At 66.6% G+C, this 12,072-nt stretch carries 11 protein-coding genes; 6 read left to right on the forward strand and 5 right to left on the reverse strand.

The window, feature by feature from the left end; all coding sequences use genetic code 11:
- Positions 1-80 precede the first annotated feature (80 nt).
- The gene (locus ASF43_RS18250) at positions 81-1,796 is read right to left on the reverse strand and encodes a carboxylesterase/lipase family protein (protein WP_056184013.1); all 1,716 of its coding nucleotides are present in this window, start codon (positions 1,794-1,796) and stop codon (positions 81-83) included.
- 120 nt (positions 1,797-1,916) lie between these two features.
- Here ASF43_RS18250 and ASF43_RS18255 point away from each other — a divergent pair, with 120 nt between their 5' ends.
- The 6 genes from ASF43_RS18255 (at position 1,917) to ASF43_RS18280 (ending at position 6,633) form a co-directional block, all read left to right on the forward strand.
- A complete protein-coding gene (locus ASF43_RS18255) occupies positions 1,917-2,957 on the forward strand; it encodes an AraC family transcriptional regulator (protein WP_056184015.1) in 1,041 nt (346 codons plus the stop codon).
- Between the two features lie 67 nt (positions 2,958-3,024).
- Positions 3,025-4,515, forward strand: coding sequence for a YdiU family protein (locus ASF43_RS18260; RefSeq protein ID WP_056184016.1), 1,491 nt, complete (start codon positions 3,025-3,027; stop codon positions 4,513-4,515).
- Positions 4,512-4,922, forward strand: a complete 411-nt coding sequence (msrB, locus tag ASF43_RS18265) for a peptide-methionine (R)-S-oxide reductase MsrB (RefSeq protein ID WP_056184018.1) — start codon at positions 4,512-4,514, stop codon at positions 4,920-4,922. The genes ASF43_RS18260 and msrB overlap by 4 nt, the downstream gene beginning before the upstream one ends.
- Before the next feature lie 4 nt (positions 4,923-4,926).
- Positions 4,927-5,493, forward strand: a complete 567-nt coding sequence (locus tag ASF43_RS18270; RefSeq protein WP_056184020.1) for a septation protein A — start codon at positions 4,927-4,929, stop codon at positions 5,491-5,493.
- Between the two features lie 20 nt (positions 5,494-5,513).
- Complete coding sequence (locus ASF43_RS18275) at positions 5,514-5,831, forward strand: BolA family transcriptional regulator (RefSeq protein ID WP_056184571.1); 318 nt, start codon at positions 5,514-5,516, stop codon at positions 5,829-5,831.
- A gap of 10 nt (positions 5,832-5,841) precedes the next feature.
- Positions 5,842-6,633: a peptidylprolyl isomerase gene (locus ASF43_RS18280; protein ID WP_056184021.1), complete on the forward strand. Its 792-nt coding sequence runs from the start codon at positions 5,842-5,844 to the stop codon at positions 6,631-6,633.
- Between the two features lie 62 nt (positions 6,634-6,695).
- Here the strand turns inward: ASF43_RS18280 and ASF43_RS18285 are convergent, their stop codons facing one another.
- The 4 genes from ASF43_RS18285 to ilvC form a co-directional block, all read right to left on the reverse strand.
- Positions 6,696-8,234, reverse strand: a complete 1,539-nt coding sequence (locus ASF43_RS18285; protein WP_056184023.1) for a 2-isopropylmalate synthase — start codon at positions 8,232-8,234, stop codon at positions 6,696-6,698.
- A gap of 35 nt (positions 8,235-8,269) precedes the next feature.
- A complete protein-coding gene (gene leuA, locus ASF43_RS18290) occupies positions 8,270-9,976 on the reverse strand; it encodes a 2-isopropylmalate synthase (RefSeq protein WP_056184572.1) in 1,707 nt (568 codons plus the stop codon).
- 186 nt (positions 9,977-10,162) lie between these two features.
- Entirely contained in the window at positions 10,163-10,978 is an 816-nt protein-coding gene (gene pssA / locus ASF43_RS18295) for a CDP-diacylglycerol--serine O-phosphatidyltransferase (RefSeq protein WP_056184025.1), read from the reverse strand.
- Positions 10,979-11,053: 75 nt separating this feature from the next.
- Entirely contained in the window at positions 11,054-12,070 is a 1,017-nt protein-coding gene (gene ilvC, locus ASF43_RS18300) for a ketol-acid reductoisomerase (protein WP_056184027.1), read from the reverse strand.
- Positions 12,071-12,072: the final 2 nt, after the last annotated feature.

A 12,072-nucleotide genomic window follows, 5' to 3' on the forward strand; every position in this document is an offset into this window, starting at 1 on the left:
AAGCACGGTGGTGTGAGAGGGCTGCATCGTAAGGGTGGGGATGCCCGGGATTCACCCGTACTTCCCCGCCCTGCCCAGGGTCACTGCACCGTGATCGCCGTGGCGCTCGGCGTGGCGTCCAGCAACAGCCTGGACGGCCACGGCGCCCAGGCCGTGCCCAGCGCGGCGGCGTTCGGGTCGCCGTTGCGCATGAAGGCCCCCAGGCTGGCCATGAAGGCGTTCGACAGCGCCAGCCGGCCGGCGCGGTTGGCGTTGCCGCCGATCACGTTGCCGACCACCGAGGGGCCGAAGTTGCCGAACATGAAGGCCAGGTCGAACGCGTGCGCGGCGCCATAGACCTCGTTCCAGGGGTAAGCCTCCTGCGCCCAGTCGAAGCGGTACTGCCACAGGTTGCTCTGCTGCGTCTTGAGCGTGGACAGCAGGTTCTGGCTGTTGGCCTCGAACAAGGCCTTGGTGATGAGGCCGGTGGCGGCGTTGTAGCCCGTGCCGGGTGTGGTGACTGGCAGGTAGGACGCATCGACGATGCTGGCCGTGGTCAGCGTGGTGGCGGCGTCGGGGTCGAAGCGGGCCATCATGAGGAAGCGCGTCGCGTCGTCGACGATATAGCCGGGCTTGCCGCCGAACAAGGGCAGCAGGCCGCCGAACAGCTTGCCCTCTTCGCGCGTGTTGCCGATCAGCGTGGGCACCTTGGCATGTTGGCCGGCGGCGATGCTGGCGATCGGGTCGGTCGGCACCACCGTGCCGTCCGGGATCGGGTTGCCGGTGTTCAGGCCCTTGGCGAGCGCGGTGGCCAGCACGGCCTTGCCGTCCTTGGCGCGCAGGTAGTCGGCGATCTGCGCTGGCGTGCGGGTGGCGACGTAGGCCCTGGCGGCCGTGAGGTCGGCCGCAAGTCCATCGGCCACCACGAGGTTCAGCAGCACGGCTTCGCCATGCGCCTGCCAGACCGGCAGCGGGCTTAGCGCCGGCGAGGTGCCGGCCGGCAGGTTGCCGGCCAGCGAGATGCCGCCACTCATGGCGAACATCCTGTGGAACAGGCCCTTGCCCATGGGCGAGGTCATGACCGCCAGCACGTTGTTGGCGCCGGCCGATTCGCCGGACAGCGTGACGTTGTCCGGGTCGCCGCCGAAGGCCGCGATGTTCTTCTGCAAATAGCGCAGCGCCGCCAGGTTGTCGAGCAGCGCGAAGTTGCCCGAGTCGTCGCCGGCCGTGCCGCCCACGTTGAGCTGCTGCATGTTCAAGAAGCCCAGCACGCCGAGCCGGTAGTTGGCCGTGACCACCACGGCGTTGGCGGCCTTGGCTAGCGCGGCGCCGTCGTACAGCGGGTCGGCCGTGTAGCCCGAGATGTTGCTGCCGCCGTGGATGAACAGCAGCACCGGCAGCTTGGTGTCGTTCGTCGCCGGACGCCAGATGTTCAGCGTGAGGCAGTCCTCGCTGCCCAGCGGCTGGCCCAGCGTGCTGGCGATGGTCTCGTCGAAGGTGTTGTTGGCGCCCGGGCCGAACATGCGGCCAATCTGCAGGCACGCCGGGCCGAACTGCGTGGCGGGGCGCACGCCGGTCCAGCGCTCCAGTTCCTGCGGCGCGCGCCAGCGCAGGCTGCCCACCGGTGGCTGGGCGAAGCGCACGCCCTTCCAGGCCCAGGTGCCGTTGCGCGCGCTGTCGTCCACGCCTTCGAGCTTGCCGGCGGCCGTGTCGCGCACGGTGGGCGCATCGTCGTCCGAGCCGCCACAAGCGGTGAGGCATGCGCAGGCCGCCAGGGCCAATGCACCGAGGGGTTTCGCGAGTGGGCTCGTCTTCATGTCGTGTCTCCTGTCGGTTATCTGGATTGCACCTGCAAAGTCAGCTCGTCCATACTGCGGCGCTGCGGGCAGTCTAGGGACGGCCCGGTCCCTTTCCGTTATCCCAAGCGCGCCAGATCCATGACATCAGGAGCCTCCCAGGGACAACCCCATGCCCCCGTGCGCACCAGCTCGGCCGCCTGGCTGGCCGGCGTGCTGGCCATGTTTGCGGCCGAGGGCCTGGACGTGCCCGTGCTGCTGCGCGACGCGGGCCTAGACGCCGCCGCACTGCACCGCCAGCACGCGCGCGTGCCCGTGGACCAGATCACGCGGCTGTGGCAGCGGGCGGTGGCGCGCGTGGGCAAGCCCACGCTGGGCCTGCAGCGCAGCCTGGCGGCCACACACAGCAATACCGGCACCGTGGGCCATGTGATGAGCTGCAGCCCCGACCTGCAAGGCGCGCTGACGCACCTGGCACGCTACATGGCTGTGATCTCGGACGCCACTGCCTTCACGCTGCAGGCCGATGCGCGTGGCCAGTGGCTGTCGACCGCACACACGGGCGGCACGCTGCCGATCCCGCGCCAGCGCGTGGAGTACGCGATGCTGGCCACGCTGATGCTGTGCCAATGGCTCACGCGTGCCGAGTTCGACCCCGCGCTGGTCGAACTGGCTTACCCCCGGCCGGGCAACGATGCGCCGCACCGGGCCGCCTTCGGCTGCGAACTGCGCTTCGACGCACCAGCTAACCGCATGCTGATCGCAAGCGTCGACCTCAGGCGCACCATCCCCACCTACGACGCCGAGCTGGCCGACATGCTGGAGGCCCGGCTGGACAAGCAGCTCGCACAACTCGGCCAGACCAGCACGGCCAGCCGCGTGCGCGCCGAGATCGCGCGGCGCCTGCAGCAGGGCGAGCCGCGGCGCGAGGTGATTGCCAGGGAACTGGGTCTGGCCGAACGTACCTTGCAGCGCCGGCTGCAGGAGGAGCACGTGTCCTACCAGACCCTGCTCGACGACACCCGCCACGAACTGGCCCAGCAATACCTGGCCGAAGAGCGCCACAGCCTGTCCGATGTGGCGGACCTGCTGGGGTACGGGGACAGCAGCAACTTCCACCGTGCCTGCAAGCGATGGTTCGGCGTGCCACCGGCCCAGTACCGGGCCCGCATCGGCGCCTGACACGCAGGCGACGGGGGTGGTTGGCCTCATGGGGCCGGGGTTTCCTCGGGTACGGGAGAATCGGGGCATGCGCCTTCCTACCGACGCGGCCGACGCCGCCCTGGCTGAACCGGCCGCCCTTGCCTGGCAAGAAGGCTTCGCCCGGCTTGGCCCCGCCTTTTACACGCGGCTGCAGCCCACGCCGCTGCCCGCTCCCTACTGGGTGAGCCGCAGCGAGCGCGTGGCGGCATCGCTGGGGCTGGAGCCGGCTTGGCTGGCCTCCGACGAGGCGTTGCAAGCCCTGACCGGCAACCAGCTCCTGCCCGGCAGCGCGCCCTATGCCAGCGTCTACAGCGGTCACCAGTTCGGCGTCTGGGCCGGGCAATTGGGCGACGGCCGCGCGATCATGCTCGGCGAGACGGACGCCGGCCTGGAACTGCAGCTCAAGGGTGCGGGCCGCACGCCCTACTCGCGCGGCGGCGACGGCCGTGCCGTGCTGCGCTCGTCCATCCGCGAATTCCTGTGCAGCGAGGCCATGGCCGGCCTGGGCATCCCCACCACGCGCGCGCTCAGCGTGACGGGCTCGGACGCGCCGATCCAGCGCGAGACCGTGGAAACGGCCGCCGTGGTCGCGCGCGTCGCGCCCAGCTTCATCCGCTTCGGTCACTTCGAGCATTTCGCGGCCAGCGGCGACCATGCCGCCCTGCGTGCGCTGGCCGACTACGTGATCGACCGCCACTACCCGCACTGCCGCGCCGCCGAGCACCCCTATGCGGCCTTGTTGCAAAACGTGACGGCGCGCACTGCCGCCATGGCCGCCCAATGGCAAGCCGTGGGCTTTTGCCATGGCGTGATGAACACGGACAACATGAGCATCCTGGGCCTCACGATCGACTACGGCCCGTTCCAGTTCCTGGACGCGTTCGATCCCGGCCATGTCTGCAACCACAGCGACAGCCAGGGTCGTTACGCCTTCAATCGCCAGCCCAACGTGGCTTACTGGAATCTGTTCTGCCTGGGCCAGGCGCTGCTGCCCTTGATCGAGGACCAGGACGTGACGCTGGCCGCGCTGGAAACCTACAAGACGGCGTTCCCGGCCGCGCTGGAATCCGCGCTGCGTGCCAAGCTGGGCCTGGCCAATCCGCGCGACGACGACCGCACCCTGTTCGATGCCACGCTGCAGTTGCTGGCCGCCCAGCGCACCGACTACACGATCTTCTGGCGCCGGCTCTCCCACGCCGTCGCCCAGGGCGCCACGGCCGCCACATTGGAGCCGGTGCGCGACCTGTTCCCGGACCGCGGCGCGTTCGACACCTGGTCGGCCACCTACCTGCAGCGCCTGGCCGGTGCCGACCTGCCCCAGGCCGGCGCCAGCATGCTGGCGGTCAACCCCAAATTCGTACTGCGCAACCACCTGGCCGAGCAGGCCATCCAGCAGGCCAAGGCCAAGGACTTCTCCGAGGTCGAGCGCTTGCTGTGCCTGCTGCAGACCCCATATGACGAACACCCCGGCAGCGAAGCCTATGCCGATTTCCCGCCCGACTGGGCTTCTTCCATCGAGATCAGTTGCTCATCATGACCCGACCCGTTGAAAAGACCGACGCCGAATGGCGAGCCTTGCTGGCCCAGAAGGGCGCCGAGCCCGCCGCCTTCCAGGTCACGCGCCATGCCGCCACCGAGCGGCCCCACACCGGCAAGTACGACCAGCACTGGGCCGACGGCAGCTACCACTGCGTCTGCTGCGGCGCCAAGCTGTTCGACTCTGGTACCAAGTTCGACGCTGGCTGCGGCTGGCCCAGCTTCTCGCAGGAAGCCGTGCCCGGCGCGATCGAGGAGATCGTCGACCGCAGCCACGGCATGACGCGCACCGAGACCGTTTGCGCCAACTGCGGCGCGCATCTGGGCCATGTGTTCCCGGACGGCCCCACGCCCACCGGCCTGCGCTACTGCATGAACTCGGCCTCGCTGCAATTCGAGGACAAGTGAGCCCATGAAGATCCTGCTCGACTTCTTCCCGATCCTGCTGTTCTTCGGCGCGTACAAGCTGTCCGACATCTACACGGCCACGGCCGTGCTGATGGGCGCCACGGTGCTGCAGATGGGCATCACCTACGCGCTGGAGCGCAAGCTGCAGACCATGCACAAGGTCACGCTGGCCCTGGTGCTGGTGTTCGGCGCGCTGACCCTGGCACTGCACGACGACCGCTTCATCAAGTGGAAGCCCACGGTGCTGTACGCGGCCATGGCCATCGGCCTGGCGTTCACGGTCTGGGTGCTGCGCAAGAACTTTCTGAAGATGATGCTGGGCAGCCAGCTCGAGCTGCCCGACGCCATCTGGATGCGGCTGAACTGGGCCTGGATCGTGTACTGCCTGCTCATGTCGGCCGTGAATGCCTACGTCGCGCTGTTCTACAGCACCGAGCAGTGGGTCAACTTCAAGCTGTGGGGCTACGTCTTTCCTCTGGCCTTCATCGTCGGCCAGGGCATTTACGTCTCGCGGCACTTGCCGTCCGACGACAAGCTGGCCGAGGTGAAGGCCGAGGAACCGAATCCCTGATGCCGCACTCCGAACACGCCATGACCGTCACCGCCGCCCAGATGCAGCAGGTACTGCAGCAGGCATTGGCCCCCACACAGCTCGAAGTCGTGGACGAAAGCGCCGCACATGCGGGCCATGCCGGGGCTGGCCCGGACCCCTTCGGCACGCACTTTCGCGTGCGTGTCGCTTCACCGTTCTTTGCCGGCCTGAGCCGCGTCGCGCAGCATCGCCTTGTGTATGATCCGCTGCGCCAAATGATCGCCCAGGGCGTGCACGCCATCGCTATCGAAGTGTTGTCGCCAGTGCACCCGGCCGCGGCCCCGCAGCATGCCGCGGTACCGCCTTCCAACCCTTAAGGAAACACCCATGAAGAAATCCCTGTTCTCCGCAGTTGCGGCAGCCATTGTGCTGGGCGCGGCCGCTGCGCCAGCCCTGGCACAGAACATCGCCATCGTGAACGGCCAGGCCGTGCCCAAGGCCCGCATGGACGCGCTGGCCGAGCAGATGTCCCGCGCCGGCCGCCCCGTCACGCCGGACCAGGAAGGCCAGCTGCGCGAGGAAGTCATCATGCGCGAGATCTTCATGCAGGAAGCGCAGAAGCGCGGCCTCGAAGCCACGCCCGACTTCAAGGCGCAGATGGAGTTCGCGCGCCAGTCGCTGCTGGTGCGTGAGCTGCTGGTCTCCTACCAGAAGAGCAACCCCGTGACGGATGCCGAGATCGAGGCCGAGTACGCCAAGGTCAAGGCAGCCCAGGCCGGCAGCGGCAAGGAATACAAGGCCCAGCACATCCTGGTCGAAACGGAAGATCAGGCCAAGGCCATCATCGCCAGCTTGAAGAAGGGCGGCAAGTTCGAGGACATCGCCAAGAAGTCTTCGAAGGACCCAGGCTCCGGCGCCAACGGCGGCGACCTGGGCTGGGCCGACCCGTCGGGCTATGTGAAGGAATTCGGCGACGCCATGGTCAAGCTCAAGAAGGGCCAGACCACCGACGTGCCGGTCAAGACGCAGTTCGGCTACCACATCATCCGGCTGAACGACGAGCGCGCCCAGGAGTTCCCTCCGCTCGAGCAGGTCAAGCCGCAGATCGGCCAGCAGCTCGTGCAGCAGAAGATGTCGGCGTTCCAGCAGGAGCTGCGCGCCAAGGCCAAGGTCGAGTAAGCGCCCTGCCCCCATGTAAAACGGCCTCCTGCGGGAGGCCGTTTGTTTTGGTGGTGCCGTGATCAGCCCTGCGCCGGCACCCGCTCGGCCTTGCTGTGCAGCTTGTTCAGCGCCGACAGGTAGGCCTTGGCCGAGGCCACGACGATGTCCGGGTCCGCGCCCACGCCGTTGACCACGCGGCCGCTGTTCTGTAAGCGTACCGTGACCTCGCCCTGGCTCTCGGTCGAACCGCTGATGGCGTTGACCGAGTACAGCACCATCTCGGCGCCGCTCTTGACGTGCGACTCGATGGCCTTGAGCGACGCGTCGACCGGGCCGTTGCCGTCCGAGCTGCCGCGCACCTCCGCGCCCTGCGCCGTGAACACGACCTCGGCCTGCGGCCTCTCGCCGGTCTCGCTGTGCTGCTTGAGCGATACGAAGGCGTACTGCTCCTGCTCGTGGGCCACGCTCTCCTCGCTGACCAGCGCCAGGATGTCCTCGTCGAAGATGTCGCTCTTGCGGTCGGCCAGGTCCTTGAAACGGGCGAAGGCGGCGTTGATGTCGCCCTCGCTCTCCATCTGCACGCCCAGCTCCTGCAGGCGCAGCTTGAAGGCGTTGCGGCCCGACAGCTTGCCCAGCACGATCTTGTTGGTGGTCCAGCCTACGTCCTCGGCCCGCATGATCTCGTAGGTGTCGCGCGCCTTCAGCACGCCGTCCTGGTGGATGCCCGACGCATGGGCGAACGCGTTGGCGCCGACCACGGCCTTGTTGGGCTGCACCACGAAGCCCGTGGTCTGGCTGACCATGCGGCTGGCCGCCACGATGTGCTCGGTGGCGATGTTCAGGTCCAGGCCGAAGTAGTCCTTGCGGGTCTTCACGGCCATGACGACTTCTTCGAGCGAGCAGTTGCCGGCCCGCTCGCCCAGTCCATTAATGGTGCACTCGACCTGGCGCGCGCCGCCGATCTTGACGCCGGCCAGCGAGTTGGCAACTGCCATGCCCAGGTCGTTGTGGCAGTGCACGGACCAGATCGCCTTGTCACTGTTCGGAATGCGCTCGCGCAGGTTCTTGATGAAGTTGCCGTAGAGCTCGGGGATGGCGTAGCCCACGGTGTCCGGCACGTTGATGGTGGTCGCGCCCTCGGCGATCACGGCCTCGAGCACACGGCACAGGAAGTCCGGGTCGCTGCGGTAGCCGTCTTCGGGGCTGAACTCGATGTCCGACAGCAGGTTGCGCGCGAAGCGCACCGACTGCTTGGCCTGCTCGAAGACCTGGTCAGGCGTCATGCGCAGCTTCTTTTCCATGTGCAGCGCCGAGGTGGCGAGGAACACGTGGATGCGGGCGCGCTCGGCATCTTTCAGCGCCTCAGCCGAACGCGAGATGTCGCGGTCGTTGGCACGCGACAGCGAGCAGATGGTGGACTCGCGCACCGCACGCGCAATCGCCTGCACGCATTCGAAGTCGCCGTTGGAGCTGGCCGCGAAGCCGGCCTCGATCACGTCGACCTTCAGGCGCTCCAGCTGGCGCGCGATGCGCAGTTTCTCGTCGCGCGTCATGGACGCGCCGGGCGACTGCTCGCCGTCGCGCAAGGTAGTGTCGAAAATGATCAGCTTGTCGGTCATCGTGTGCTCCTGTCTCGTGGGGTGGGCCGCCGCGCTCAGCGCGTGCCGGCCATGGCTTCTTCGGCCAGTGGATTGTGCGCGCCCGTCGCCCGGGCGAGGCCGGAGACGATGGCCATCAGCGAGGCCGAGACGATGTTGGCGTCGATGCCCACGCCGAACAGGGTCTGTCCGTCGTTGATGCGCAGCTCCAGGTAGGCCACGGCCTTGGCGTTCGCACCGGCGCCGATGGCGTGCTCGTGGTAGTCGAGCACACGCACCTGCTGGCCCGTGGCCTTCTGCAAGCCATCGACGAACGCGTCGATGGGGCCGGTGCCTTCACCTTCGAGCTGCACTTGCGCGCCGCCGTAGGCCACTTGCGCTGCTAGCTTGACGTTGGTCGCGCCCTGCGCGTCGCGCTGCTCCTGGATGCGATGCTGCGGCGCGTCCACGCCATGCAGGCCGTATTCCTTTTCGAAGAGCGTCCAGAGGTCGTGCGCCGTGAGTTCCTTGCCCTGGGCGTCCATCACGCGCTGCACGGTCTGGCTGAATTCGATCTGCAGGCGGCGCGGCAACTCCAGGCCGAACTCGCTTTCGAGCAGGTAGGCGATGCCACCTTTGCCGGACTGGCTGTTCACGCGGATCACGGCCTCGTAGGTGCGGCCCAGGTCCTTGGGGTCGATCGGCAAATAAGGGATCTCCCAGACGTCACCTTCCTTGCGCGCCGAGAAGGCCTTCTTGATCGCGTCCTGGTGCGAGCCCGAGAACGAGGTGTAAACCAGGTCGCCCACATACGGGTGGCGCGGGTGCACGGGCAACTGGTTGCAGTGCTCGACCACGCGGCGGATCTCGTCGATCTCGGAAAAATCCAGGTTCGGGTGCACGCCCTGCGTGTAGAGGTTCAACGCAACGTTGACCACGTCCAGGTTGCCGGTGCGCTCGCCGTTGCCGAACAGACAGCCTTCGAGCCGGTCCGCGCCCGCCATCAGGGCGAATTCGCCAGCGGCTGTGCCGGTGCCGCGGTCGTTGTGCGGGTGGATGGAGAGCACGATGCCGTCGCGCCGCGCAAGGTTCCGGTGCATCCACTCGATCATGTCGGCAAAGATGTTGGGCGTGGAATGCTCCACCGTCGAGGGCAGGTTGATGATGCACTTGCGCTCGGGCGTGGCCTGCCAGACCTCGGTCACGGCATCGACCACGCGCTTGGAGAACGCCAGCTCGGTGCCGGAGAACATCTCGGGCGAGTACTCGAAGGTCCACCGCGTGTCAGGCTGCTTGGCGGCCAGCTCGCGGAACAGCGTGGCGTTCTCGGCGGCCAGCGCGACGATCTGGTCCTCGTCCATGCCGAGCACCACGCGGCGCATGATGGGCGCCGTGGCGTTGTACAGGTGCACGATGGCGCGCGGTGCGCCCTGCAGGGATTCAAAGGTGCGCTCGATCAACGGCTGGCGCGCCTGCGTGAGCACCTGGATCGTGACGTCTTCAGGGATCAGGTTCTCGTCGATCAGCTTGCGCACGAAGTCGAACTCGGTCTGCGAGGCCGACGGGAAACCGATCTCGATCTCCTTGAACCCGATCTTCACCAGGGCCTGGAACATCTTGAGCTTGCGCTCGCCGTCCATGGGCTCGATCAGGGCCTGGTTGCCGTCGCGCAGGTCGGTGCTGAGCCAGATCGGCGCCTGGGTGATGACGGCATCGGGCCAGGTCCGGTCGGCAAGGCGCACGGGTTGGAAGGCTTGGTACTTGCTGGCGGGATTCTTCAACATCATGCTGTCCTCGGAACTTTGGAAAACCAGCAACGCAAATGCAAAACGGCCCGTTGCTGGTGCAGACGGGCCGTTTCGACAAAGGTTTGCGCGTGCGCTACCGTCTCCGCCCGTGGGGGATGATTAGTAGGGCTAGCGCGAAAAATTGCATGCGGCGCACTCTAGCACAGCTTGGCGCTGCGCGTGTCATTTGTGCAAACCGCGTTCGTCCGGCTCGTCGGTCGACGTGCTGATCACGCTGGTCTGCTGGCCCTTCATCTTGCGCAAACCATAGACCACGTAGCCGCTCACGCCATAGGCCATGAACAGGCCGAACATCACGATGGGCGGATGGATGTTGACGATGGCAATGCCCAGTGCGATCAGCACGATCACGACGAAGGGCACGCTCTTTTTCATCTGCACGTCCTTGAAGCTGTAGAACGGCACGTTAGTCACCATGGTCAACCCGGCATACAGGGCCAGCGCGAACATGAACCAGGTGACGTCGGTGCGCGCCACTTCCAGCTCGGTCATGAGCCAGATGAATCCCGTCACCAAAGCCGCGGCCGCTGGCGAGGGCAGGCCCTGGAACCAGCGCTTGTCGACCACGGCCGTGTTGACATTGAATCGCGCCAGGCGCAGCGCTGCGCAGGCGCAATAAACGAAAGCTGCGATCCAACCCCAGCGCCCTGCTCCGCGCAGCGTCCACTCATAAGCGATCAAGGCCGGCGCGGCACCGAACGACACCATATCGGACAGCGAATCCATCTGTTCGCCGAAAGCGCTTTGCGTGTTGGTCATGCGCGCCACGCGGCCGTCCAGGCTGTCCAGGACCATGGCGCAGAACACTCCCACGGCCGCCAGGTCGAAGCGGTTGTTCATGGCCATCACGACTGCGTAGAAGCCGCCGAACAGCGCCGCCAACGTGAACAGGTTGGGCAGGATGTAGATGCCCTTGCGGCGCTTGCGCGGCAGCGCTTCGTCCTGGACGCTCAGTGCGGAATCATTGCCATCATGCATGGGACGAGTGTAGTGGAGCAGATCAATTGAAAAAGGCCACCGAAGTGGCCTTGAGGGATCACGGTGAACCGTGGATCAGTTGCGGGTCTGGTCGACCAGCTTGTTCTTCTTGATCCAGGGCATCATCGCACGCAGCTGCTCGCCCACGACTTCGATCTGGTGCTCGGCGTTCAGGCGGCGGCGGCTGATCAGTGCGGGCTGGCCGGCAGCGGCTTCCAGCACGAAGCTCTTGGCGTACTCGCCGGTCTGAATGTCCTTCAGCACCTGCTTCATGACCTTCTTCGTCTCGTCATTGACGATGCGCGGGCCGGTCACGTACTCGCCGTACTCGGCGTTGTTCGAGATCGAGTAGTTCATGTTGGCGATGCCGCCCTCGTAGATCAGGTCCACGATCAGCTTGAGCTCGTGCAGGCATTCGAAGTACGCCATTTCGGGCGCGTAGCCGGCTTCCACCAGCGTCTCGAAGCCGGCCTTAATCAGCTCGACGGTGCCGCCGCACAACACGGCCTGCTCGCCGAACAGGTCGGTCTCGGTTTCTTCGCGGAAGTTGGTTTCGATGATGCCGGCCTTGCCGCCACCGTTGGCCATGGCGTAAGAAAGCGCCAGGTCACGGGCCTTGCCCGACTTGTCCTGGTGCACGGCCACGAGATGGGGCACGCCACCACCTTGCGTGTACGTGCCGCGCACCGTGTGGCCGGGGGCCTTGGGCGCCACCATCCAGACGTCGAGGTCGGCGCGCGGCTGGACGAAACCGTAGTGCACGTTGAAGCCGTGGGCGAACACCAGCGACGCGCCTTGCTTGATGTTCGGCTCCACGTCCTTCTTGTAGACGGCTGCGATCTGCTCGTCGGGCAGCAGGATCATGACGACGTCGGCAGCCTTCACAGCCTCGGCGACTTCGGCGACCTTGAGGCCAGCCTTCTCGACCTTGGCCCAGGAGGCGCCGCCCTTGCGCAGGCCGACCAGCACCTTGACGCCGCTGTCGTTCAGGTTCTGCGCGTGCGCATGCCCCTGGCTGCCGTAGCCGATGATGGTGACGGTCTTGCCCTTGATCAGGGAGAGGTCACAGTCCTTGTCGTAGAAAACCTTCATAG

Source organism: Pseudorhodoferax sp. Leaf267 (genome assembly GCF_001422405.1).
Classification (GTDB): Bacteria; Pseudomonadota; Gammaproteobacteria; order Burkholderiales; family Burkholderiaceae_C; genus Pseudorhodoferax.